This window comes from Streptomyces sp. NPDC031340, from assembly GCF_055569945.1.
Window position 1 is genome coordinate 36,545 of record NZ_JBVIIE010000020.1, and the last position, 23,660, is coordinate 60,204.

The window sequence follows — 23,660 nt, forward strand, 5'->3', positions numbered from 1 at the left end:
CGGGGCACGCCTTCCCGCCCTGTCGGCCTGAGCCTGACCAGCGAACCGGGCACGTCGGCGTCGTCGGCCAGGCACCTCACCGAGGCGCGGTCAGCGGACGTCGAACGAGTGGGTGGAGTACCCGTTGGTGGCATTGCAGGCGACGAGCCTGGCGTATGCGTTGGCTCCGGTGCCGTAGGGGTTCAGGCACTTGTTGTGCGCCTGGTTCTTCAGCAGGCACCGGCTGGGCTTGCTGGAGTCCTCCAGGGAGAAGACCTGCGAGAACTCCTTCTGGCAGCTCATCGGCGACTGCACACCGTCCATACCCGACCCCGACGCCGAGCAACTAGCGGCAGCACTGACGAACCGTCTGGCCGCAGGGATACTGGCGACGGTGATTGAATTTGCCGAACAGCTGTCGTGGGCGCTCTATCGACTGGATCGCAAGGAGTACGGGCACGACCTGTCGAGCGACGCCTTCCTCTACACACGGGCAGCCGTCGTGGCCGCCGGCCGTGAAACCTACGAAGCAGTGCTCCGCGATCCGCAGCTTTTCGTCCCCTAAAAAATAGACGCCTTACCTGCAGCAGGCCGCCGAGGAGAAATGCCCAGAGCAAGCTGGTCGACACCACTCATCCCCAGGCCTCCGCCCACGCGGTCGAAGCGGCCCGGAAGATCACGGTGTGCTTCTGAAGCGGGACGTCGCAGATGTGGCGGCCAGGTGTTCGCCCGCTGACGGGCCGGGGATCTTCGACGACTGATCTCACATGGAGCACGACACCGGCGCAGCACTGCGCGACGCCGTCACCCCATGCCCGGATCTTCGCCTTCGCTCCCGGCAAGTCCACTGCCATGGAGCATGGTTGACGGGCAAACAGCTGACGTCGGCAGTCGCATATGTGGTCTACTCGGCTCTTGTGATGAACGTTGGGGAACAACGACTGTTCCACTTCACGCACGTGCGCAACCTGCCTGACATCCTCGCCGAGAAGCAGTTGGTCTCGGACACCGTCATGCAGAGCCGAGGGGGCGTGCTGAAGGAGTGCGGAGACAGGGCGGTCAAAGCCGAACGGCGGTCGCGACAGATCACTGTCCCGCCGTACGGCTGTCCAGCTGACTACGTCCCGTTCTACTTCGCCCCGCGCTCTCCCATGCTCTACGTGATCAGCCGGGGCGGCGTGGACACCTACCAGGACGGGCAGCCTCCACTCGTCTACCTGGTCACGTCCGTCGACGGTGTCATGGAGTCCCACAGGCCCTACGTGTTCAGCGACGGCAACTGTGCAAACGCGATCACCAGGCACTTCACCGACTTGAGCATGATGCCGAGCGTTGTCGACTGGGAGATCATGGCCGCGCGGTACTGGAACAACACGGCCGACGACGGAGATCGCATGCGCCGGCGCATGGCGGAGCTACTGGTGCATGAGTATCTGCCCGTGACTGCTGTGCATGAGGTGGCGACTTACGATCATGACCACGCTCAGCAAGTGCGACACCTGCTGCGGGAGGCAGGGGCGGAGCTTCCGGTGAGTGTCAGACCTGAGTGGTACTACTGACCTAGCGGTAACGAACGAGCCCCGAGGAAGGACAGCGATGATCACGCGCGGCACCGGCAACCTGCTTCTGGCGGATGTCGATGCCCTTGTTAACACGGTCAATACCGTGGGCGTCATGGGCAAGGGCATCGCCTTGCAGTTCAAGCGGGCCTATCCGGAGAACTTCAAGGACTACAAGGCGTCCTGCGATCGTGGCGACGTCATGGTCGGCCGGATGCACGTACACGAGGTCGAGCAAGTGGGCGGCCCAAGGTTCATCGTCAACTTCCCGACCAAGCGCCACTGGCGCGCACCGTCGCGGATCGAGGACATTGCCTCGGGGCTCGTAGCACTGCGGGACGAAATCGTTGAGCGTGGGATCAAATCCATCGCAGTGCCACCCCTGGGTTGCGGAAATGGCGGACTTTCCTGGCGTGACGTCGAGCCAATGATCCGTCAAACCCTGGGGACTATTCCCGGGGTCGAAGTCCGTATTTACGAGCCATCTGGAGCACCTAACGCTTCATCGATGCCGAACGCCACTCAGGCACCCGCGATGACGCGTGAACGCGCAGCTTTTCTCGCTGCGCTCGATCGGTACATCAGAAGTGGGATTTCACGCGGCCTCGCTTTTGAACCACGAGTTTCCCTCCTGGAAGCGCACAAAGTCGCCTACCTTCTGCAGAAGCTTCACCTGACACTGGGGCTTCAGTTCGAGAAGGGTATCTACGGCCCGTACTCGCAGCCTCTCGACAGGGCAGTCTCCGCGATGGAAGGTCACTTCGTCACGGGTTTCGGCGACGGCACCAGCGGAGCCCAGGCAGTTCTGGAGCTCAACAAGGACTCCGTCAACGAAGCTGAGCAGTTCTTGAAACAGTACCCAGAGTTCGAAGCAATCGCGACCAGGTTCGCAACTCTGACAGCGGGCTTCGAAGACGCATTCGGCATGGAACTCTTGAGCACCGTTCTCTTCGCTGCGGAAGAACTGGTGACGCCGCCGCCAAGCCCCGAATCGGTAACGGCATGCATCAGGGCGTGGAATCACCGGAAAGAGCGCCTATTCACGGAGACCCATGTCCAGACGGCGTGGCAACGCCTGTCCGAGGCCGGACTGGTGTAAAGGCTTGGGGCGTCCCGGGCACGGGCGCACGGCTGTGGCGCCCGCTCAGCGCGGCCAGACGATGGTCTGCACCTCCCCGTAGGCGTGCAGGGCGTAGGAGCCGACGTCGCGGCCTACACCGCTCTTCGGCCGCCGGGCCGGTGACGCGTTCTGGCTGGTGTCGGAGTTCGGGGAGCGGTCCCAGTACGTGCGCAACATCAAGGCCGATCCGCGGGTCCGGGTGCGCGTCCGAGGCCGCTGGCACACCGGGACCGCCCACCTCCTGCCCGACGACGACACCACCGCCCGCCTGCGGGCCCTGCCCCGGCTCAACAGCGCGGTGGTGAGCACGGTCGGGGTGGGGCAGCTGACGGTGCGGGTCGACCTGGACTGATGAACAGCGGCAGTAGGACGAGACTCCGGGTGCGCCGGCACCCCGGGACGTTGAGCTGACGCAGCAGATCAGGGTTGTGCGCGAGCGGTCCCACGGAACCTACGGGCCCCCCGCGTCCACGCCGTTCATCAGCGCGAGGGCGGCGGCTGCAGACGCCGCAGGATGGCCCGGCTCATGCACCTGGCCGGTCTGGCCGACCGGCACCAACCCGACCCTATGGCGGTCGCACCCGCTGGTGCGACGAGGCCACCCTCATGGCCTGACCACCACACCGATGGTGTCCGTCAAAACGGAACGAGCTCAGTACCTCAGCTTGGGAAGCTGCGATCACTCGAGGGCGAATAGGGCGCTGACCCGGGCGGTCCGCCGGTCCCCGGCTGCTGCGGGCTCGGCTGCTCTCACCGTGGATCCCTGTCGTTCCCCGCTCGAGCTGGTGCGCTTGTGGTGCGGCCGTGGTGCGTAGTCACGGCCGCGACCTTTTGATCCGTAGGCTCTGGAAAGGTCGGCCAAGCGGGGTGCTTCGTGGCTACTGGGGCTGAGGCCTCCCGACAGCACTGCCGTGAGGCCCCCTGCTCTGGCCTCATATGGCGTCGATCTGCCAAGCGACCACGCCGGTCGCTCCCTCGGCACCGTCAACGTCGACGCGGACCACCTTGTCCACCCTGATCCGCTGCTGAACCACCGACCCATCACACGGCACGTCGGCCGCAGTCCCGATGCTCGGGGGCTCGAACCTCAGCTTCGCGCTGCCGTGGCCCACGCACACCAAGTTGAGCCTGTAGCTCTTGCCCTTGGTCAGGACAGGCTCGGTGTGGATACCGTCGGTCACACGTTCGACGCCAGCCTCAACCAGCTTCCCGTCATGAACGGCGGCGAGAGCGGCCTGGGCCTGCTCGGTCAGTGTCTTCTGAGACGGCTCGGTTGCCGTTCGTGTCGAGCTCGGCGCAGACGACGGTGGAGAATTCGCATCCTTGTCCCCATTGCCGCCGGACGCCGTGCACGCCGCGAGCAGGAACGCTGCCATCAAGACGACGCCCCCGCCGAGCCGTGTCGTCCGTGGGCTCGAATGAGTCATGTCGCGGTTTCCCAGTACTTCCAACCGGTCTCGGACGTGGGCAGGGTTGCCGTGCCGTGGCCGATCTCGACGCCGTTGCAGCCATTACCAGAGGATCGGTACTTCTTCCACGTCACCTTGTAACCCCACGAACCGTACTGCAAATGACCGTACTTGTTCCGGGAAATTTCGTGGGTGTAGGTGTGCCCCGTCGAGACCGAGACACTCCCAGCGATCTTGTAGGTGATGGACGACTTGGCCGCCGCGATGACCAGATTGGCCTCGCCCGAGATCGTGCCCGACACCTCGGCTGTGATCGTCCCCGACTTGGTCACGCTGACACTCATGGTTCCCCCCGGACCGTCCTTGTACTTGGTCCCGTTCCACCATGACGGCACGTGGTAGTTCTTTTTCGACGTGATGCTGACCCATGTCGACGGGCCGTCACATCGCTGTGGCGTTACCGTGTGAACCGGCTGCTCCGTGTCCTCCTCCCAGCCCTGCCTGTCGTTGATGTCCGTCGTCTGATCAGCAGATACGGCTGTGTCGTCAGCTGGTACTTCCGTAGCGGCAGCAGCGCCTGCAGCTCCGAAGCAGAGAAGCAGCGCAGCGATGGCAACGCTGGTCGAAGCGCGCCTTAAGCTGATGCCCATGTGACACCTTTCCGGTGGACCGCCCCCGTGGCGATCAAGTTCTTGGACACTACGTTTAGGCATGCACGCGACAAGCGGGTAATCGATGTTCTGAGCGAGATTTGAGATCCAAATCGTTGCTCCGCCGGCCTCCACCCCGAGACAGCGCCGCGGAGCCGACCGCCCCAACCGCGACGCACACCCTTCTATGGTCGGGCGGACGAGGAGTGGCGCGTACGGGTGGAGTGGTTCCGGGAGGGCACCTCCCTGCGCGTGGCGGTGCACAATTCCTGATTCTCGGCGGGGGTTCGCCTGCGTCGGCAGGATGTCACCGGCGCGCACGGGCGGGGGCTGCTGTCGGGGCGCGTTGCGGCTGCACAGCACCCACGAACCTCCGGCGCCAGGCCCCTCCATCGTCCGGTCAGAGCCTCGTAGCGCACTTGCCACCCACTATGCCATTTTTAATGGCATAATCGGGGTGTGGCTGATGACGACGTTGACTTCCCGCCCGGCGACGGCCCCACCAGTGGCATCTCCGTCACACTGACCGCGGGAACCCTGCAGGCGATCCGTGAGCGGGTCGGCAAGCGGGGCGTCTCGGCGTACCTGGAGAAGGCGGCCCAGCGGCAGATCGAGCGGGACAACCTGGACGAGCTGATCGCGGACTTCGACAGGATGCATGGCCCGGCCGACCCCGAGGCCGTAGCGGCCAAGCGTGCCCGGCTGACCGGCAGTGCTTCACATGCCGGGGCGGCTGCGTGAGCGGTGTCCTGGTCCTGGACAGCGAGGGGCTGGCGAAGGCCGTACAGCGTGATCGGGAAATCCACGAGTGGCTGACGGCGGCTCGCGACGCGGACCTGCCCGTGATCACCTCGGCAGCGGTGCTGGTCGAGGTGATCCACCCGAAGATCAACGAAGCCGCACTGAAGTGGACCCTGTCCCGCCTGAGTGTCGAGCCGGTGACCCAGGCCGTCGCGCAATCCGCTGCCGCTTTGCTGCGTGCAGCGGGACTGCACGGCCACAAATACGCAATCGACGCCATGCTGTGCGCGACCGCCTTGCAGCATCCCGGCCGAGTGACGATCCTGACTTCCGATGTGGAAGACATCGGGCTGCTCACTGCCGGGCATCCACGTGTGAGTTCGGAGAAGGTCTGAGCCAAGGCGCCGTCATGGCGTGGGTGTCTGTGGCTCCAGCGGACGCCCAAGTCGGTACGCGGTGTCAGCTCCGTTGAGGTGCGCGTACGTGACCACCGCGCGGCACGGTTCTCTTGATCCACTCCCCGCTCACTCCTCGGGGGCTCAGCCGAACAGCTCCAGTCCGTTCCAGCTGCGTTCGCCGCCCGTCGCCCACGCATCGAGTAGACGCCGGGCCTCGGTCTCGGGGGCGGCCAGCCAGACAGTCTGTGAGCCGCCGTGTGTCGGAGCGCCGGCCTCGTCCCAGTCGACCCGGCCCTCGCTGCAGCATGCGCACAGCATGTGGAAGCTGCTCGCCGGCTCGGCGCCGAAGTCCTGTGCGAAGAACGAGGCCACCAGGGCGTCGACGTCGGATGCATCCGCTGCGTGCACGGTCGCATGCAGCGTCGGCAGAGAAGAAGCCTCGAAGAGCAGCAACTCGTCGAAGACAGCGACGCTCTGGCCGTCGTACGTCCGCTCGCCGGTCGGCTCACCATCGTGCACGACGATCTCGCCGAAGCGACGGCCTTTCGTGGCGGGCACGTTCATCACGCGTCCTCGCGTCGGGCAGAGTCGCTGGATCCAGACCACCTCGCGCTCGCCGCCCGTGTCCAGTCGCACGCACGCCGGGCCGAAGGAGCCGTCGATCTCTCCCTCGCCCTCCGGCATCGGGATCCCGAAGCCCTCCCAAGCGTCACGGGCGGTCGCCCAATCACGCTGGATCGTGGCAGCGATCCCCAGGTTCCAGAACGCCGGGTCCTGCTCGCCGCGCGGCGAGCGGGCGGCAGCCTCACGGCCGAGTTCGTAAGCCTTTGCCCAGTTACGCAGAAACTTGTACGCCAGCGCCGCGTCGTACCACCACACCGCGCTGGGGCCCTCGTCCGGATAGTGAGCAAGGATCCGCTCGTACAGCTCGGCGGAACGCAGCCACTCCTCCGCATCCCACATCTCACGAGCCCGTTCCAGCAACTGCTTCGCCTCGGACTTCTCCACGCCCCTGCCCCTCCCTCTGACCAGGGAGGGAGTTTCGCACGACGACTGAAGGGTGCTGGAAAGGGGTGTCGAAACGGTTGCGTCCAGGGGAGTGGTGTACGGGTTCGGCCTGATCCGGAGCCATCGAGTGAGTACGGGGAGGTTCAGGCTGGGACTGAGGGAGTAGTCATGCCCAAGAAGGCTGCGCAGGACTGGGGGCCCTGGAGCAGGAGCTGTACGCGGCCGGCGTGGAACCTGCCGAGGTGGAAGCAGGGTCTCGCCGGTTTCTCGCCGAGGCACGTGGCCACCGGCTCGCCGAGGCACGCAAACGCTTGGGGCTGACCCAGCCGGATGGGGCGTCCCGGATGGGGGTCAGCGTCGCCCGCGTCTCCCAGATCGAACACGGCGAGGTCGCCACCATGGACGTCATCGCCCGCTACGCGGAGGCGCTCGGCGGAGACTGGATCTGGTCCCGGACCAGGGGGTCGTTCATCTGCGGACACCCCCGTGTCGGCTCGAAGGCTGTGAGTGGGCAGGTGGTAACCCGTAGCCTGGGATGAGCAGCAGTACGGAGCCTGACCCCAGCGGAGGGGATGCCGATGACCACAGCCTCCAGTGGTGTGCCGCACTCGTCGCCGCCCCCGGCGTCGCACCCACTGCGGACCATCCGCGACATCCGGGAGTCCTTGCCCGAGGACCAGCGTCAGCACTTTGACGCAGAGCTCGCTGATACGGAGCTCGAGGCGCTGCCAGAAATGCTGCAACGCTGGGTGACCTTGAGCAACGACGGGTTCGAGGAATTCTTGCTCTCCCGGCCCTTCGAGGATCTGGAGTTCGGTGCCCGTTCCTACGACGAGCACGCGGATGCCGAGTGATACCTGTTCGACACCAATGTCGTGGCTGAGCTCACGACCCGGGCGCATCCTGATCCTCGCGTACTGGCCTGGTTTCGGTCCACAGCCCGTCCCAACCGCTTCCTGAGCGTGATCACCGTGGCTGAGATCGAGGCCGGAGTCGCCGCCACCCCCGATCCTGTACGGCAGGCCCGCTACGCCCGTGCGCTTGCTGCCGTACGGCACGAGTACAGCGACCGGATCGCGCCGATCGGCGAGCGGGAAGCGGCCGCCTACCTCGCCATCCACAAGACGCTCAAGGCCGCCGGTACCAGCATCGACCCGCCGGACGCACTGATCGCCGCCACAGCCTTGGCCAATGGCTGGACGGTAGCCACCCGCAACATCAAACACATGGCCAGAACCGGGGCCCTGGTGGTCAACCCATGGGAGCAGCGACTGTAGGCGACAGCCTCTGTCGTTCGCCGACGTTGATGTCGACGATGCCCCTCGCCGCCGGGTGCGGTCTGGGCCAGCCCGCATGCGGGTAGCTCAGCGTCCGGCGGCGATCCGCGTGCGGGCTGTGGCACCCGGTTCACCCCGGCCAGACGATCGTCTGTACCTCCCCGTAGGCGTGCAGGGCGTAGGGGCCGACGTCGCGGCCGATGCCGCTCTTCCTGAAGCCGCCGAAGGGGGCCTCCATGTTGCGGGCGACGGTGTTCACGCCGACGCCGCCCGCGCGCAGGCGTGCGGCCACCCGGAAGGCCCTCGCGACGTCGCCGGACCAGACGTAGTCGATCAGGCCGTAGTCGCTGTCGTCGGCGAGGGCGACGGCCTCGTCCTCGTCGTCGAAGGGGACGACCACGACGACCGGGCCGAAGATCTCCTCGCGGGCCACCCGCATGTCGTTGGTGCAGTCGGCCAGGAGGGTGGGGGCTACGTAGAAACCCCGGTCGAGTGGGGGGCGTTGGCCGCCGGTGAGGAGTGCCGCGCCTTCCTTGCGGCCGAGTTCGATGTACGACTCCACTCGGTCCCGGTGGGCCGCCGAGATGACCGGGCCGACGACCGTGTCCGGCTGCCTCGGGTCGCCGATCTTCAAGCGGCGGGCGTAGGAGGCGAGTTGCTCGACCAGTCGGTCGTAGATGCCGCGCTGCGCCAGTACTCGCGTCGGGGCCGTGCAGATCTGGCCGGTGTAGAAGGAGAAGGTGGTGCCGATGCCGGCGACCGCCGAGCGGAGGTCCGCGTCGTCGAAGACGAGGGCCGCGCCCTTGCCGCCCAGTTCCATCAACTGGCGTTTCATGTCACGGCCGCACACCTCGGCGATGCGCTGTCCGACGGCGGTGGAGCCGGTGAAGCTCACCATGTCGACGTCGGGCGACTCCACCGCCGCCTCGCCGACCGAGACCGACCGGCCGGAGACCACGTTCACCACCCCGCGCGGCACGCCCGCCGCCTGAAGCGCCTCCGCCATCCGGTACACCGACAGCGGGTCCTGCGGGGCCGGTTTCACCACCACCGTGTTGCCCATGGCGAGGGCCGGGGCGACCTTGCCGGCCGGGTTGGCCCAGGGGTTGTTGTACGAGGTGATGCAGGTGACGACGCCGACGGGCCGGCGTGCCGCGAGCGCGCCGGTGACGCCCGCCCTGCCCAGCGGGCCGGCCTCGTCGATCTGCGGCGGGATCGCCCACTCGTGGGGTTCCACGCGCGCGTACCGGCGGAAGCGGGCGGCGGCGACGCCGACCTGCATGGCCCGCGCCGTCGCGGTCGTCGCCCCGGTCTCCGCCTGCGCCAGCCGCGCGTACGGCTCCCGGTGGGCGCGGATGGCGTCCGCCGCCCGCGCCAGCACCGCCGCCCGCTGCTCGGGCGGGGTGCGTGACCACGGCCCGAAGGCCTCGCGGGCCGCCGCGCAGGCCGCGCGCACCTGGTCCCGCGAGGCCTCGGGGGCCCAGCCGACGGTCTCCTCGGTCGCCGGGTCGACGACCGCGTAGTGGCCGCCGTCCGGCTCCACCCACTCGCCGCCGACGAACAGCCGCTGCCCGTCGCTCGGCCGGCGTTCACCGTCGCTCACCTGGTGCTCACCGTCGCTCACCTGGTGCTCACCGTCCTGGTGTCCCGCCCGGACCGCAGCACCCGGCCGGGCACCGCGCCGCTGACCTGGTCGTCCCGGATCGCCTCGACGCCGTTGACCCACACCGCCCGCACGCCGAGCGCCCGGGAGTCCAGCCGCGGGCTGTCGCCCGGCAGGTCGTGCACCAGGGTGGCCGGGGCCGCGTCGATCCGGTCGGGGTCGAACAGCACCAGGTCCGCGTGGAAGCCCTCCTGGATCCGGCCTCGCTCGCGCAGCCCGAACAGCCGTGCCGGGTCGTCCGTCAGCATCTTCACGGCCTGCTCCAGGCCGGCCAGCTTCCGCCCGCGCAGGCAGTCCCCGAGGAAGCGGGTGGTGTACGGCGCCCCGCACATGCGGTCCAGGTGCGCGCCCGCGTCGGACCCGCCGAGCAGGACGTCCTCGTGCCGCCAGGTCTCGGCGCGCAGCGCCCAGGAGGCGGGGTCGTTGTCGGTGGGCATGGGCCACAGGACGGTGCGGAGCTCGTCGGCGGCGCAGATCTCGACCAGGCAGTGGAACGGGTCCTGGCCGCGTTCCGCCGCGATGTCCTTCACCACCCGGCCGGTCAGGCCCTCGTTGCGCGTGCTGTAGGTGTCCCCGATGACGTACCGGCCGAAGTTCGCGAGCCGCCGGAAGACGCCCGCCTCCTTGGACTCGGCGCGGCGCAGCATCTCGGCGCGGACGCCGGGATCGCGCAGCCTCTCGATCCGCTCGGGCACGGGCAGGCCCAGGATCGGCCCCCACCCGGGGATGAGGTTGAGCGCGCAGAACGTGCCGAGCGACATGTTCATCGGTGTGAGGATCGGCATGGTGAGAGCCACGACCCGGCCGCCCGCCTTGCGGGCCCGCTCGCTCGCCAGCAGTTGCCGGGGCACGCGTTCCGGGACGGCGGCGTCGACGGTCAGGACGTTCCAGTTCAGGGGGCGTCCCGCGGTGGCGCTCAGCTCGACGAACAGGTCGATCTCCGCGTCGCTGAACTGGTCCAGGCAGCCGGCCACGATCGCCTCGATCTGGGTGCCCTCGTGCTCGCCGACGGCGCCGGCCAGGGCCAGCAGTTCCGCGGGCTCCGCGTGCCGGGAGGCGACCGGCCGGCCGTCGCCGTCGGAGTGGGTGGACGACTGGGTGGTGGACAGGCCCCAGGCGCCCGCGTCCATGGCCTCGTGCAGCAGCCGGACCATGGCGTCGAGCTGCTCCGGGGTGGGTCGCCCGCCGACCGCGTCCGGGCCCATCACGTACCGGCGCAGCGCGCAGTGGCCCGCCATGAACCCCGCGTTGACGGCGATCCGCCCCTCCAGCGCGTCCAGGTACTCCCCGAAGGAGTGCCAGTTCCAGGGCGCCCCCTCCTCCAGGGCGACCAGCGACATGCCCTCGACCTTGGACATCATGCGGCGCGTGTAGTCGGCGTCGCCGGGGCGGGCGGGGTTCAGCGGGGCCAGCGTGAAACCGCAGTTGCCGGCGGCGACGGTGGTCACCCCGTGGTTGAGGGACGGGGTGGCGTAGGGGTCCCAGAACAGCTGGGCGTCGTAGTGGGTGTGGGGGTCGACGAAGCCGGGGGCGAGGACCAGGCCGGTGGCGTCCTCGCGGGTGCGCGACTCCTCGGTGACCCGGCCGACGACGGCGATACGGCCGTCCCGGATGCCGAGGTCGGCGGTGCGGGCGGGCGCGCCGGTGCCGTCGACGACGGTCGCGCCCGTGATGACGTGATCGAGCATGGGGCTCCCCTCCCGGGTCCGGGCGCTCAGGCTCCCTGGCGGAACCGGGTGGTCCGGTGCACCGGATCCGTGTCGATCTTCGGGATGACGTGCTCCCCGATCAGCCGGATGGTCTGCAGCGTCTCCTCCTTCGGCACCCCCACCGGCAGGCCGAAGGACAGCTGGTCCGCGCCCGCCTGCTCCCAGCGCTTGCACTGCCTGAGCACCTCGTCCGGGTCGCCGCAGATCAGCAGCTCCTCCTCGATGAGGATCTCGACGAACTCGGGGGTGTACGGCGGCAGCGTCTCGGGCCACACCGGGAAGCCCTCGGGCCGCGGGAAGGTGTCGTGGTAGCGGAAGACCAGCGAGGGCAGGTAGTGCAGGCCGCCGTTGACCGCGATCTCGATCGCCTCCGCGTGGGTGGGCGCGCAGATCGCGGTGGTCGTCACCATCACGTTGTCGTTGACGAAGTCGCCGACCGGCTCGGCGTTCACGACCGCCGTCTTGTACTGCTCCAGCACCCACTCCATGTCGGACACCTTCTGGATGCTGAAGCCCAGCACCCCGAGACCCTTGCGGGCGGCCATCGCGTACGAGGGCGGCGACCCGGCGGCGTACCACATCGCGGGGTGGGAGCTGCCGTACGGCTTGGGCAGGATCTTGCGCGGCGGGAGCTGCCAGTGCTTGCCCTGGAAGCCGGCGTACTCGTCCTGGAGCCACATCTTGGGGAACTCGGCGATGGTCTCCTCCCAGATCTCCTTGGTGTGGTTCATGTCCGTGATGCCGGGGAGGAAGCCGAGGATCTCGTGGCTGCCCGCGCCGCGCCCGCTGCCGAACTCGAAGCGGCCCTCGCTGAGGTGGTCGAGCATGGCGACCTTCTCGGCGACCTTCACGGGGTGGTTGACCTGGGCGAGCGGGTTGAAGATGCCCGAGCCGAGGTGGATGCGCTCGGTGGCGTGGGCGAGGTAGCCGAGGAAGACGTCATTGGCGGAGAGGTGCGAGTACTCCTCCAGGAAGTGGTGCTCGGACGCCCAGGCGTACTTGAAGCCCGACCGGTCCGCCTCGATGACGTACTCGGTCTCCTCCATCAGCGCCTTGTGCTCGGCCAGCGGGTCGGTCTCGGCGCGCTTGCCCACGTATCCCTGTACAAAGAGCCCGAATTCCAAGGCGGGTCACCGTCCTCGTTCTCCTGAGACTTTTCTGACGTACCGTCAGATGATGGGCCGACTGTGGCACCGGCCGGGTGCGCCGTCAATAGCTGACGGTCAGTCAGATACTGCGGTCAGACGATGCTCACCCCGGCCAGCCAGCCCCCGTCGATCACGAACGGCTGCCCGGTGACGTACGAGGAGTCGTCGCAGGTGAGGAACAGGGCGAGGCGGGCCACCTCCTCCGGCCGCCCGATGCGGCCGAGCGGCACCAGCCCCCGGTAGAGCTGGTCCAGGGCCTCGGCGGTCTCCCGCGGATCGGCCTCCGGGTCCAGCCGGGCCGGGTTGGACATCGCCGTGTCGACGGCGCCGGGGCACACGGCGTTGACCCGGATGCCCCGGCGGGCCAGCTCCAGCGCCGCGACGCGGGTCAGCCCGAGGATCGCGTGCTTGGTCGCGGCGTACGCGCCGACGGCCGCCATGCCGGCCAGCGCCGTGTAGGACGCGGTGTTGACGATCGTGCCGCCGTCCTCCATCACCGGCGCGACCGTCCTGATCCCCAGGAAGCAGCCGACCTGGTTGACCCGGACGACCTGCATGAACTCGTCCAGGGGGGTGTCGACGAGGGAGTTGAAGCGCAGGATGCCGGCGTTGTTGACCAGCCCGTCGACGCGGCCGTACGCCTCCCGCGCGACCGCCACGGCCGACCGCCACTGCTCCTCCTCGCCCACGTCCAGGTGGACGTACCGGGCGCCGATCTCCTTCGCGAGCGCCTCGCCCTGGTCGTCGAGGACGTCGGCGAGGACCACCTCGGCGCCCTCCGCCCGGAACAGCCGGGCCTCCTGCTCGCCCTGCCCGCGGGCCGCGCCGGTGACGATCACGACGCGTCCGTCCAGCTTGCCCATGCCGTTTCTCCTCTGTGGGTGACTACAGGTGGGGGGCGATGTCGGCGGCGAACGCCGCCATCTGGTCGGTGAGTTCGGCGCGGTCGCGGCAGCGGAACCGCACCTGGATCTGGTGCACGCCCATCGCGCGGTAGGCGCGCAGCGACTCGGCGAGCGCCTCCGCGGGCCCGGTGAGGGTGCGCCGCCCGACGTCCCAGGCGGGCGTGCCGACGTACAGGGGCTCGGTGAGGGCGCCGACGGTGAAGGGCTCCTCGATGCCCGCCCCGTCGCGCAGCCGCCGCAGCTCGGCGATCTGCGCGGGCAGCCGCTCGCGCGGGTCGCCCTGCGGCAGCCAGCCGTCGCCCCTGAGGGCGGCCCGGCGCACCGCGGCGGGCGAGGAGCCGCCGACCCAGAGCGGGATGCGGTCCTGCACCGGCCGGGGACGCTGGCCGAGGCCCTCGAAGTCGTAGCGCTTGCCGTGGTGTTCGGGGAACTCCTGCGGGCCGAGCGCGGCGCGCAGGGCGTCCACGCACTCGTCCAGCACGGCGCCGCGCCGGGCGAAGTCCACTCCGAGCGCCTCGAACTCCTCCCGCACGTGCCCGGCCCCGACCCCGAGGATCAGCCGGCCGCCGCTGAGCCGGTCGAGGGTGGCGTACTGCTTGGCGGTCAGCAGGGGGTGCCGCAGGCCGACGACGGCGACGTGGCTGAGCAGCCGCACGCGCTCGGTCACGCCCGCCAGGAAGGCGAGGGTGGCGACGGGGTCGTACCAGGTCGTGCCCATGGCGTCGGCCAGCCGGCGCGGGACGGCGACGTGGTCGCAGCAGGCGAGGTAGGCGAAGCCGGTCCGGTCGGCGACGCGGGCGATCTCGACGAGGTCCGTGGGGCCGGCGTCCGCCTCCCACGGCTCGGCGTAGAGGGTGCTCAGCGACTGGACGGGCAACTGCATGCCGTACGCCAAGGCGGGCGCGGGGGCCGGGGCGGGTGCGGGGGCGGGGGCCGGGACGGGGGCGGGGGCCGGGACGGGGGCCGGGACGGGGACGGGGGCGGTCACCGCCACAGCCCCTCGGGGGTGAGGCCCAGCAGCTCGATCGCGTTGCGGCGGACGATCCGCTCGACGACGTCGGCCTCCAGGTGCCCCATCTGCGCCTCGCCGACCTCCCGCGACTTCGGCCAGGTGGAGTCGGAGTGCGGGTAGTCGGTCTCGTACAGGACGTTGGCGACGCCGATGGAGTCGAGGTTGCGCAGGCCGAAGGCGTCGTCGAAGAAGCAGCCGTACACGTGCCCGGCGAACAGCTCGGAGGGCGGCCGGCGCACCTTGTCGGCGACGCCGCCCCAGCCGCGGTTCTCCTCCCACACCACGTCGGCGCGTTCGAGGATGTACGGGATCCACCCGATCTGCCCCTCGGCGTACATGACTTTCAGCCCGGGGAACCGCTCGAACTTCCCGCTCATCAGCCAGTCGACCATCGAGAAGCAGCAGTTGGCGAAGGTGATGGTGGACCCGACGGCGGGCGGGGCGTCCTTGGAGGTGGACGGCATGCGGCTGCTGGAGCCGATGTGCATGGCGACGACGGTGCCGGTCTCGGCGCAGGCGGCGAGGAAGGGGTCCCAGTCGTCGGTGTGCACGGACGGCAGGCCCAGGTGCGGCGGTATCTCGGAGAACGCGACGGCGCGCACGCCGCGTTCGGCGTTGCGCCGGACCTCGCGGGCGGCGAGTTCGGCGTCCCACAGCGGGACGATGGTGAGCGGGATCAGCCGGCCGTGCGCCTCGGGCCCGCACCACTCCTCCACCATCCAGTCGTTGTAGGCGCGCACGCACAGCAGCGCGAGCTCCCGGTCCGCCGCCTCGGTGAAGGTCTGGCCGCAGAAGCGGGGGAAGGTGGGGAAGCAGAGGGCGGACTGGACGTGGTTGACGTCCATGTCCGCCAGGCGCCGCGGCACGTCGTAGGAGCCGGGCCGCATCTGCTCGTAGGTGATGACCTCGAGCCTGATCTCGTCCCGGTCGTAGCCGACCGCCGTGTCCAGCCGGGTCAGCGGGCGGTGCAGGTCCTCGTAGACCCACCAGTCGCCGAGCGGGCCGTCGTCGCCCGGTGCGCCCATCACCGGTTTGAACCGGCCGCCGAGGAAGGTCATGTCCTTCAGCGGCGCCCGCACGATCCGCGGCCCGGTGTCCCGGTACTTCGCCGGCAGGCGGTCCCGCCAGACGTCCGGCGGCTCCACGGTGTGGTCGTCGACGGAGATGATCAGGGGGAATTCGGCTTGGGTGTCCCTGGCGGTCTGGGTGTCCATGGCGGCCACCGTAGCGCCGATCTGACGGTCCGTCAGCTATACCGGAGGCGGTTCTCGTGCTCGGGTCTGTGCGGAAGCGTGCGTGGCGACTGTGAGGGGATTGTGGTGTCCGTGCGGTCGTCTGTGACGGGCCTCTCCTCGGCTGCCACATCCGGCGTGGACAAGGCAGACTGACCGGGTTGTCAACAAGTCGAGGGGGACGGCGATGGACGGTGTACCGGGGGTGCCGGGGGTGCCGGAGCAGGGGCGCCCCGGGCCCACGGCGAAGCCCGCGGCGCCTGCGGAGGCCGGGAAGCCTGCGGCACCGGCGGAGCCCGCGGCGCCCGCGGAGCCCGCGGAGCCGGCAGCGGCCGCGGAGCTGCGTTTCGGCGTGCTCGGACCGGTGCGCGCCCGGCGGGGCGGGGAACCGGTCGGCACCGGCTCCCCGCAGCAACGCGCGCTGCTTGCGGCCCTGTTGCTGCGGGAGGGGCGGACGGCCACCGCGGCCGAGCTGATCGACGCGCTGTGGGGCGAGGAGCCGCCATCGCAGGCGCTGGCGGCGGTGCGGACGTACGCCTCACGGCTGCGCAAGGCGTTCGGGCCCGGCGTGCTGGTCAGCGAGTCGGGCGGCTACGCGGTGCGCGGCCTCGGCGAGGGCGCGCTGGACCTGGCGGTGGCGCAGGACCTGGCGGCCGAGGCGGAGAAGGCCCGCGCCGCCGGGGACCTGGGCCGGGCCCGCGAGGGGCTGAACCGGGCGCTCGCCCTGTGGGACGGGGAGCCCCTGGCGGGCGTACCGGGGCCGTACGCGGAGGCGCAGCGGGTCCGCCTGGAGGAGTGGCGGCTGCAACTCCTCGAAACCCGGCTGGACATGGACCTGGAGCAGGGCTGCCACGCGGAGGCGGTCTCGGAGCTGACCGCGCTGACCGCGGCGCACCCGCTGCGCGAACGGCTGCGCGAGCTGCTGATGCTGGCGCTGTACCGCAGCGGACGCCAGGCGGAGGCGCTGGCGGTGTACGCGGACACCCGGCGGCTGCTGGCCGACGAACTCGGCGTCGACCCGCGCCCCGGCCTGCGCGCGCTCCAGCAGCGCATCCTGCGTGCCGACCCGGGCCTGGCGGAGGCGCCGGCCCCCGCCCCCGAGCCCGCCGCCGCGCCTGTCCGCCCGGCGCAACTGCCCGCCACGGTGCCCGACTTCACCGGCCGGGCGGCGTTCGTGAGGGAACTCGGCGAGGTGCTGGCCTCGGACGGGGGCCGGGTGATGGCGGTGTCGGCGCTGGCCGGCATCGGCGGCGTGGGCAAGACGACGCTCGCGGTGCACGTGGCGCACCAGGCGCGGACCGCGTTCCCCGACGGCCAGCTCTACGTCGACCTGCAGGGCGCGGGCCAGCGGGCCGCGGAGCCGGAGACGGTGCTGGGTTCCTTCCTCAAGGCGCTCGGCACGCCCGACTCGGCGATCCCGGACTCCCTCGACGAGCGGGCGGCCCTGTACCGCTCCGTGCTGGACGGCCGCCGGGTGCTGGTGCTGCTGGACAACGCGCGGGACGCGGCGCAGGTACGGCCCCTGCTGCCCGGCACCGAGGGCTGCGCGGCCCTCGTCACCTCGCGGGTGCGGATGGTCGACCTGGCCGGGGCGCACCTGGTGGACCTGGACGTGATGGCGCCGGACGAGGCGCTGCAGTTGTTCACCAGGATCGTCGGCGAGGAACGGGTGGCGTCCGAGCGCGAGGCGGCGCTGGACGTGGTGGCGGCGTGCGGCTTCCTGCCGCTGGCGATCCGGATCGCGGCGTCCCGGCTGGCGGCGCGCCGGACGTGGACGGTGTCCGTGCTGGCGGCCAAGCTGGCCGACGAGCGGCGCCGGCTGGACGAGCTCCAGGCGGGCGACCTGGCGGTCAAGGCGACCTTCGAACTCGGCTACGGCCAGCTGGAGCCGGCCCAGGCCCGCGCGTTCCGGCTGCTGGGCCTGGCGGACGGCCCGGACGTCTCCCTGGCGGCCGCCGCGGCCGTCCTGGACCTGCCGCCGCAGGAGACGGAGGACCTGCTGGAGTCGCTGGTCGACACGTCCCTGCTGGAGTCGGCGGCGCCCGGCCGCTACCGCTACCACGATCTCGTACGCCTCTACGCGCGTGCGTGCGCGGAGCGCGACGAACAGCCGCCCAGCGAGCGTGAGGCGGCGCTGTCCCGGCTGCTGGACTTCTACCTGGCGACGGCGGCCGCGGTGTACCTGATCGAGCGGCCCGGGGACCGGCTGGTGGACCACCTGGAACGGGCCGGCCGGCCGGGGCTGTCCTTCGCGGACCGGCACGCGGCGCAGGACTGGCTGTACTCGGAGGCGGTGTCGCTGCTGGCCTGCGTGCGGCAGTCGGCGCGGCCGAAGACGGTCCGGCGCGCCGTGGACGTCCTGTGGGCGGCCTGCGATTTGGCGGAGTCGGGCACCAACTCCCGGGAGTACGAGGCGGTCGCGGCCCGGCTGCGGGAGGTGGCGCAGGAGGCCGGGGACCGGCGCGCGGAGGGGCGGGCGTACATGGCGCTGGCCTTCGTGCACCACATCTCCGGCACCCGGTTCGACGAGGCGGGCCGGGAGGCGGACCGGGCGACCGAGCTCGCCGAGGCGGCCGGCGATCCGCTCACCAGCTGCTGGTCGTCGAACGCCAGCGGCGCGATCGCGATGTACCAGAGCCGGTACGCGGACAGCGAGCGGCACTTCACCCGCGCGCTGGACAACTTCCGCGCCGTGGGCGACCGTCCGGGTGAGGCGAGCGCCCTGTGCAACCTCTCGCGCACCCACCTGGCCACCGGCCGCACCGACAGCGCGGTGGCGCTGGCCCGGCAGGGCACGGAGATGTACGACGACATGGGGCACGCGCTGAAGGGGGCGAACGGCCGGTACGCCCTGGGTCTGGCGCTCACCAGCAGCGGGCGGCTGGCGGAGGCGACCGAGTGCCTCGAGCAGGCGCTGCGGGTGTTCCGGGACAGCCGGCAGCGGCTGTGGGAGGGCATGACCGTCTTCCGCCTCGCGGAGCTGGACCTCACGGCCCGTCGTCCGGCGCGGGCGGCGGTGCACGCGGAGACCGCGCTGACGCTGCTGCGCGGGGTCGGCGGGGAATGGCGGCGCGGCAACGTCCTCACGGTGCTGGGGCGTGCCCTCAGCGGCATCGGGCAGCGCGACCGGGCCCAGGTGTGCTGGCAGGAGGCCCTGGAGATCTTCGACGCCCTGCAGGCGCCGGAGGCGGACGAGGTACGGGGTCTGCTGCGGCCGACTCCGGTCGCCTGAACCGGCGTTCATCGTTCGTTTATCGCGACCGGGCAGTCTCGTATCTGTCGGGCCGTCGCGTCGGGGGGCAGGCGGAACGGCACCGGCCGGTCCCTTTAGGGTGACCCGGCCGACGGGATCCGTCCGGCAGCCCGTGGGGGAGCCGCCGGACGGATCCCGTCCCTCAACCGAACCGAACCGCACTGCCAGGAAAGAGGGTTGCCATGAGCGACCAGAACAGCACGGACAACATCCACGTCACGGACGAGCCCCTGACCACCAGCACCAAGGACACGGGCACGGCCGGCACGGACAACATCCACGTCACCGACGAGCCCCTGACCACGGCCACGAAGGACACGGGCACGGCCACCACGGACAACATCCACGTCACCGACGAACCGGCCTGACCCCCCGCCCCGCGCGGGACCCGGCCACGGCGGCACGGAGGGGAGCCGCGGGCGGCCTGCCGGCCGGGGGGACGGACCGGTACGACGGCACGGCGGGCAGGGCGGGGACGGGTACCGCCGGTACCGGCCGCGGCCGCTCCAGCCCGGCTGGTGTGGCCAGCACGGCCGACGGACCGGTAGCACCGGTGGGGGCCCCGCTGCGGGCGGCCGCGACCGGCACGGCTGCCACGCTCCGGCCAGGGCCGGTGCGGCGGCGCGACCGGTGGGCGCCGGGCCGTCCGGAGGCGGCTGGAGGTGCCGCCGCGACCGATGCGGTCCGTGTCGGCCGGAGCGCCGCTACGACCGACACGGCCGAAGCCGCGAGGGCGACCGGCGAGGGGGACGCCGCGCCCGACACGCCCGGCGCTACCCGCGCGGGCCCGCCTGGCCAGGGCCGCCCGACAGGCCGGGGTGGGTGGGGCCGTGTGGCCGAGGTGGTGCGGCAGGCCGGGAAGGGGCGCCGCAGCGGCGGTGCCGGCCCGGCCGGGGGGACGGACCGGCACCGCCGCTGCGGCGGTACGGCCAGAGCGCCGCTACCGCCGACACGGCCGAAGCCGCGAGGGCGACCGGCGAGGGGGACGCCGCGCCCGACACGGCCGGTGCCACCCGCGCGGGCCGGCCTGGCACGGGCGGACCGGCGCGACCGGCGAGGGCCGACAGGCCAGTGCGGGCCAGCACAGCCGGGGACGGGCCGACAGGCCGAGGCGGGGCCGACAGGCCGAGGCGGGGCCGACAGGCCGAGGCGGGGCCGACAGGCCGAGGGGGTCGGCGCGCCGGCCGGCTGGTCGGAGCGACGGGGGACGACCGGCGGGCCGGGGCGGGGTCAGGTGTTGTCCTGGCCGCGCAGCTCCCGCTTGAGTACCTTGCCGCTCGCGTTCCGGGGGAGGCCGGGGACGAAGCGGATCTGGCGGGGGACCTTGTAGTTGGCCATTTCGCGGCGGGACCAGGCGATCAGGTCGTCGGCGGTCAGCGGGGAGCCGGGGCTGCGCACCACGTAGGCCCGGCCGACCTCGCCCAGGCGGGCGTCGGGGACGCCGATCACCGCGGCGTCGGCCACCTCCGGGTGCAGGCACAGCCGTTGCTCGATCTCCGCCGGGTAGGCGTTGAAACCGCCGACGACGAACATGTCCTTGACGCGGTCGGTGATGCGCAGGTTGCCCGTCTCGTCCAGCACTCCCACGTCGCCGGTGCGCAGCCAGCCGTCCGGCGTGAACGCCTCGGCGGTGGCGGCCTCGTCCTCGAAGTAGCCGCGCATCACGTTGAACCCGCGGACCAGGACCTCGCCGGGGCGGCCGGCCGGCAGCGGCGCGCCGTCCGCGTCGACCACCCGCACCGAGGTGCCGGGGATCGCCCGCCCCGACGTCGACGCGATCACCGAGGGCGCGTCGCCGCGACGGCACATCGTGACGATGCCGCTCGCCTCCGACAGGCCGTAGGCGGTGAGGACCGTGCCGACGCCCAGTTCGTCGCGCAGCCGCTCCACCAGGCGCAGCGGCACCACCGCCGCCCCGGTGACCACCAGGCGCAGGGTGGACAGGTCGTGGGCGTCCCGCGCCGGGTGGTCGAGGAGCGACTGGTGCAGGGTCGGCGGGCCGGGCAGCACCGACACCCGCTCCGCGGCGATGTTCGCCAGCACCGTGCCGGCGTCGAACACCGGCTGCGGGATCATCGTCGCGCCCCGCATCAGGCACGCGATCACGCCCGCCTTGTAGCCGAAGGTGTGGAAGAACGGGTTCACGATAAGGTAGCGGTCGCCGCGGCGCAGGCCCGCCAGGTCCGCCCACACCTCGTAGGCCCGCAGGGTCTGCGCGTGGGTGATCACCGCGCCCTTGGGGCGGCCGGTGGTGCCGGACGTGAAGACGATGTCCGAGGGCAGGTCGCCGCCGATCCGCGCGGCACGGGCCCGCACCTCGCCCGCCCCCACCCCCTCCCCGGCGGCCAGGAAGTCCTTCCAGGTCGTGAATCCGGCCGGCGTGTCGTCCGCGAAGACCACCACCCGCTCCAGCGACGGCAGTCCGGGCAGCGGGCCGGTCCCGTCGCCCTCCCCCGCCGCCCGCCGCAGCGACGCCACGTACGAGGTCCCCAAGAAGGTCCCCGTCACCAGCAGCAGCCGCGCCCGCGACCGCGCCAGCACGTACGCCGCCTCCGCGCCCTTGAAGCGGGTGTTCAGCGGAACCAGCACCGCACCCGCCGACACCGCGCCCAGCGCGGCCACCATCCACTCCAGCGAGTTCGGCGCCCAGACGGCCACCCGGTCGCCGGGCGAGACCCCGGCCGCCATGCAGGCCGCCGCCGCGCGCTCCACGCGGGCGCCGAGATCGGCGTACGACACCCGGGTGCGGCCGTCGACGACCGCCTCGGTGTCCGCGTACCGCTCGGCCGCCGAGCGGACCAGACCCGGGACGGAGCCCCACTCCACGTCACCGCGCACGACCGGCCTCCAGCTCACTCTCACCCGGTAGCTGACTGTCCGTCAGATTAGCGCTAACCTGACGGACTGTCAGCCGACCTCGGCACGGGGAGGTACGTCCACGCATGGCAGGACTCCGGGAGTTCAAGGACGCCACCGCGATCGTCGGCATCGGGCAGACCGCGTTCGCGAAACACCTCGCCGAGGACGAGCGCACGCTCGCCTGCCGGGCCGTCCTCGCCGCCCTCGACGACGCCGGCATCGATCCCGGCGAGGTCGACGCGCTCGCCTCCTACACGATGGAGGAGACCGACGAGGTGGAGCTGGCGAAGTCGGCCGGCTTCGGCGACCTCACCTTCTTCAGCAAGGTCGGCTACGGCGGCGGCGGATCCTGCGCCACCGTGGCGCACCTCGCGGCCGCGATCGCCGCCGGGCAGGCCACCGTCGGGGTCGCCTGGCGCTCACGCAAGCGCGGCAGCGGCCCCCGGCCGTGGACCGACACCGTCCGCCAACTGCCCACGCCCGCCCAGTGGACCCGCCCCTCCGGGCTGCTGCGGCCGGTGGACGAGATCGCCGTGCTGGCCCGCCGCTACATGCACGAGTACGGCGCCACCCGCGACCACCTCTTCAACGTCGCCCTCGCCTGCCGCAACCGGGCCAACCAGAACCCCGCCGCGGTCATGTACGACCGGCCGCTGACCCGCGAGATGTACATGACGTCGAGGTGGATCAGCGAGCCGCTGTGCCTGTTCGACAACTGCCTGGAGACGGACGGGGCGCTGGCCTGCGTCGTCACCTCCGCCGAGCGCGCCCGCGACTGCCGCCGGCGGCCGGTGTACGTGCACTCCGCCGCCCAGGGCCTGCCCGCCCAGCACCACGGCATGGTCAACTACTGGTGCGACGACCCCCTCACCGGCCCCGCCTGGACCGCCGCCCGGCACCTGTTCAAGCACGCCGACCTCACGCCCCAGGACGTGGACGTCGCCCAGATCTACGACGCGTTCACGGTGCTGATCCCACTCTCCCTGGAGGGCTACGGCTTCTGCGGCCGCGGCGAGGGCGGCGCGTTCACCGAGCAGGGCGCGCTGGAGATCGGCGGACGGCTGCCGCTGAACACGTCGGGCGGCGGGCTCTCCGAGGCGTACGTCCACGGGTTCAACCTCATCACCGAGGGCGTCAAGCAGCTGCGCGGCACGAGCACCGCGCAGGTGCCGGGCGCCGCGACCTGCCTGGTCACCGCCGGTGAAGGGGTCCCCACCTCCGCCCTGCTGCTGAGGAGTTGAGCGCCGGATGACGCTGACCCCGGTCCCCGACGCCGACGGCGCCCCCTTCTGGGAGTACGCCCGCCGCGGCGAGCTGCGCGTGCAGACCTGCGCCGACTGCGGCGAGCCGCGCTTCCCGCCCCGCCCGTGCTGTCCGCACTGCCGGTCGTTCGCCGCCGAGTGGCGTCCGACGGACGGCCGCGGACGCGTCTGGTCCTACGTGGTCCCCCACCCGCCCCTGCTGCCCGCCTACGCCGAGCAGGCGCCGTACACCGTGGTCGTCGTCGAGCTCGACGACGCTCCCCGCGTCCGGCTGGTCGGCAACCTGGTCGCCGCGGCCGGGGCGCGGCTCGACTCGGTGCCGCGCGAACGGGTCCGGATCGGGGCGAGGGTGCGGGCGGTCTTCACGGACGCCGGTCTGCCGCAGTGGGTCCTGGAGCGCCCGTGACGCCGCCGACACCGCATACGGCGCCTGCGACGCCTGCGACGCCTGCGACGCCTGCGACGCCTGCGACGCC

At 71.3% G+C, this 23,660-nt stretch carries 23 protein-coding genes and 2 pseudogenes; 14 read left to right on the forward strand and 11 right to left on the reverse strand.

Features of this window, described 5'->3' with window-relative positions:
* Positions 1-90 precede the first annotated feature (90 nt).
* Positions 91-303 (reverse strand): hypothetical protein, encoded by a 213-nt coding sequence (locus ACZ5GT_RS17580; RefSeq protein ID WP_469024275.1) that lies wholly within the window; start codon positions 301-303, stop codon positions 91-93.
* On the opposite strand from ACZ5GT_RS17580, the gene ACZ5GT_RS17585 reads away from it, so the two are divergent.
* The 4 genes and pseudogenes from ACZ5GT_RS17585 to ACZ5GT_RS17600 form a co-directional block, all read left to right on the forward strand.
* Positions 230-544: a DUF4240 domain-containing protein gene (locus tag ACZ5GT_RS17585; protein WP_469023859.1), complete on the forward strand. Its 315-nt coding sequence runs from the start codon at positions 230-232 to the stop codon at positions 542-544. The genes ACZ5GT_RS17580 and ACZ5GT_RS17585 overlap by 74 nt on opposite strands.
* A 298-nt stretch (positions 545-842) precedes the next feature.
* Positions 843-1,538 (forward strand): type II toxin-antitoxin system toxin DNA ADP-ribosyl transferase DarT, encoded by a 696-nt coding sequence (darT, locus tag ACZ5GT_RS17590; protein ID WP_469023862.1) that lies wholly within the window; start codon positions 843-845, stop codon positions 1,536-1,538.
* A 37-nt stretch (positions 1,539-1,575) separates the two neighbouring features.
* Positions 1,576-2,637 (forward strand): type II toxin-antitoxin system antitoxin DNA ADP-ribosyl glycohydrolase DarG, encoded by a 1,062-nt coding sequence (darG, locus tag ACZ5GT_RS17595; protein ID WP_469023867.1) that lies wholly within the window; start codon positions 1,576-1,578, stop codon positions 2,635-2,637.
* A 109-nt stretch (positions 2,638-2,746) separates the two neighbouring features.
* A pseudogene (locus tag ACZ5GT_RS17600) lies at positions 2,747-3,010 on the forward strand (nitroreductase/quinone reductase family protein); the annotation flags it as partial.
* Between the two features lie 580 nt (positions 3,011-3,590).
* Here ACZ5GT_RS17600 and ACZ5GT_RS17605 read toward each other — a convergent pair.
* Positions 3,591-4,034, reverse strand: a complete 444-nt coding sequence (locus ACZ5GT_RS17605) for a hypothetical protein (protein WP_469023876.1) — start codon at positions 4,032-4,034, stop codon at positions 3,591-3,593.
* A gap of 47 nt (positions 4,035-4,081) precedes the next feature.
* Positions 4,082-4,717, reverse strand: a complete 636-nt coding sequence (locus ACZ5GT_RS17610) for a hypothetical protein (RefSeq protein WP_469023886.1) — start codon at positions 4,715-4,717, stop codon at positions 4,082-4,084.
* 186 nt (positions 4,718-4,903) lie between these two features.
* On the opposite strand from ACZ5GT_RS17610, the pseudogene ACZ5GT_RS17615 reads away from it, so the two are divergent.
* The 3 genes and pseudogenes from ACZ5GT_RS17615 to ACZ5GT_RS17625 all read left to right on the forward strand — a co-directional run.
* A pseudogene (locus ACZ5GT_RS17615) lies at positions 4,904-5,053 on the forward strand (ATP-binding protein); the annotation flags it as partial.
* Positions 5,054-5,176: 123 nt separating this feature from the next.
* Complete coding sequence (locus ACZ5GT_RS17620) at positions 5,177-5,458, forward strand: hypothetical protein (RefSeq protein WP_469023893.1); 282 nt, start codon at positions 5,177-5,179, stop codon at positions 5,456-5,458.
* A complete protein-coding gene (locus tag ACZ5GT_RS17625) occupies positions 5,455-5,853 on the forward strand; it encodes a PIN domain-containing protein (RefSeq protein ID WP_469023899.1) in 399 nt (132 codons plus the stop codon). The genes ACZ5GT_RS17620 and ACZ5GT_RS17625 overlap by 4 nt, the downstream gene beginning before the upstream one ends.
* Before the next feature lie 144 nt (positions 5,854-5,997).
* Here ACZ5GT_RS17625 and ACZ5GT_RS17630 read toward each other — a convergent pair whose 3' ends face one another.
* The gene (locus tag ACZ5GT_RS17630; RefSeq protein ID WP_469023905.1) at positions 5,998-6,864 is read right to left on the reverse strand and encodes a tetratricopeptide repeat protein; all 867 of its coding nucleotides are present in this window, start codon (positions 6,862-6,864) and stop codon (positions 5,998-6,000) included.
* A gap of 242 nt (positions 6,865-7,106) precedes the next feature.
* Here ACZ5GT_RS17630 and ACZ5GT_RS17635 point away from each other — a divergent pair, with 242 nt between their 5' ends.
* From ACZ5GT_RS17635 to ACZ5GT_RS17645, 3 genes are read left to right on the forward strand one after another with little or no spacing between them, the layout of a single operon-like run.
* Complete coding sequence (locus ACZ5GT_RS17635) at positions 7,107-7,403, forward strand: helix-turn-helix domain-containing protein (protein ID WP_469023909.1); 297 nt, start codon at positions 7,107-7,109, stop codon at positions 7,401-7,403.
* 39 nt (positions 7,404-7,442) lie between these two features.
* Positions 7,443-7,718 carry a hypothetical protein gene (locus ACZ5GT_RS17640; protein ID WP_469023912.1) on the forward strand — a complete coding sequence of 92 codons (276 nt, stop codon included), beginning with the start codon at positions 7,443-7,445 and terminating at the stop codon, positions 7,716-7,718.
* Between the two features lie 3 nt (positions 7,719-7,721).
* Positions 7,722-8,141: a PIN domain-containing protein gene (locus tag ACZ5GT_RS17645; RefSeq protein WP_469024227.1), complete on the forward strand. Its 420-nt coding sequence runs from the start codon at positions 7,722-7,724 to the stop codon at positions 8,139-8,141.
* 130 nt (positions 8,142-8,271) lie between these two features.
* On the opposite strand, the gene ACZ5GT_RS17650 is transcribed toward ACZ5GT_RS17645, so the two are convergent.
* The 6 genes from ACZ5GT_RS17650 to ACZ5GT_RS17675 all read right to left on the reverse strand — a co-directional run bounded on the left by ACZ5GT_RS17650 (position 8,272) and on the right by ACZ5GT_RS17675 (position 15,792).
* Complete coding sequence (locus ACZ5GT_RS17650) at positions 8,272-9,765, reverse strand: aldehyde dehydrogenase family protein (RefSeq protein WP_469023915.1); 1,494 nt, start codon at positions 9,763-9,765, stop codon at positions 8,272-8,274.
* Positions 9,762-11,522 (reverse strand): N-acyl-D-amino-acid deacylase family protein, encoded by a 1,761-nt coding sequence (locus tag ACZ5GT_RS17655; RefSeq protein ID WP_469024232.1) that lies wholly within the window; start codon positions 11,520-11,522, stop codon positions 9,762-9,764. The genes ACZ5GT_RS17650 and ACZ5GT_RS17655 overlap by 4 nt, the downstream gene beginning before the upstream one ends.
* Entirely contained in the window at positions 11,519-12,637 is a 1,119-nt protein-coding gene (locus tag ACZ5GT_RS17660) for an LLM class flavin-dependent oxidoreductase (protein ID WP_469023918.1), read from the reverse strand. The genes ACZ5GT_RS17655 and ACZ5GT_RS17660 overlap by 4 nt, the downstream gene beginning before the upstream one ends.
* 116 nt (positions 12,638-12,753) lie before the next feature.
* On the reverse strand, positions 12,754-13,524 hold the full coding sequence (locus ACZ5GT_RS17665; RefSeq protein ID WP_469023921.1) for an SDR family NAD(P)-dependent oxidoreductase: 771 nt from the start codon (positions 13,522-13,524) through the stop codon (positions 12,754-12,756).
* 22 nt (positions 13,525-13,546) lie between these two features.
* Positions 13,547-14,449, reverse strand: a complete 903-nt coding sequence (locus tag ACZ5GT_RS17670; RefSeq protein ID WP_469024236.1) for an LLM class F420-dependent oxidoreductase — start codon at positions 14,447-14,449, stop codon at positions 13,547-13,549.
* A gap of 101 nt (positions 14,450-14,550) precedes the next feature.
* Complete coding sequence (locus ACZ5GT_RS17675) at positions 14,551-15,792, reverse strand: amidohydrolase family protein (protein ID WP_469023925.1); 1,242 nt, start codon at positions 15,790-15,792, stop codon at positions 14,551-14,553.
* Between the two features lie 205 nt (positions 15,793-15,997).
* On the opposite strand from ACZ5GT_RS17675, the gene afsR reads away from it, so the two are divergent.
* The gene (gene afsR / locus ACZ5GT_RS17680; protein ID WP_469023930.1) at positions 15,998-19,042 is read left to right on the forward strand and encodes an SARP-family global regulator AfsR; all 3,045 of its coding nucleotides are present in this window, start codon (positions 15,998-16,000) and stop codon (positions 19,040-19,042) included.
* Positions 19,043-19,245: 203 nt separating this feature from the next.
* Positions 19,246-19,431 (forward strand): hypothetical protein, encoded by a 186-nt coding sequence (locus ACZ5GT_RS17685; protein WP_324783332.1) that lies wholly within the window; start codon positions 19,246-19,248, stop codon positions 19,429-19,431.
* A gap of 862 nt (positions 19,432-20,293) precedes the next feature.
* Here ACZ5GT_RS17685 and ACZ5GT_RS17690 read toward each other — a convergent pair.
* Positions 20,294-21,901: a FadD3 family acyl-CoA ligase gene (locus ACZ5GT_RS17690; protein ID WP_469024240.1), complete on the reverse strand. Its 1,608-nt coding sequence runs from the start codon at positions 21,899-21,901 to the stop codon at positions 20,294-20,296.
* A gap of 104 nt (positions 21,902-22,005) precedes the next feature.
* On the opposite strand from ACZ5GT_RS17690, the gene ACZ5GT_RS17695 reads away from it, so the two are divergent.
* Together ACZ5GT_RS17695 and ACZ5GT_RS17700 are read left to right on the forward strand one after the other, a co-directional pair.
* The gene (locus tag ACZ5GT_RS17695; RefSeq protein ID WP_469023941.1) at positions 22,006-23,163 is read left to right on the forward strand and encodes a lipid-transfer protein; all 1,158 of its coding nucleotides are present in this window, start codon (positions 22,006-22,008) and stop codon (positions 23,161-23,163) included.
* A gap of 7 nt (positions 23,164-23,170) precedes the next feature.
* On the forward strand, positions 23,171-23,590 hold the full coding sequence (locus tag ACZ5GT_RS17700) for a Zn-ribbon domain-containing OB-fold protein (RefSeq protein WP_469023946.1): 420 nt from the start codon (positions 23,171-23,173) through the stop codon (positions 23,588-23,590).
* Positions 23,591-23,660: the final 70 nt, after the last annotated feature.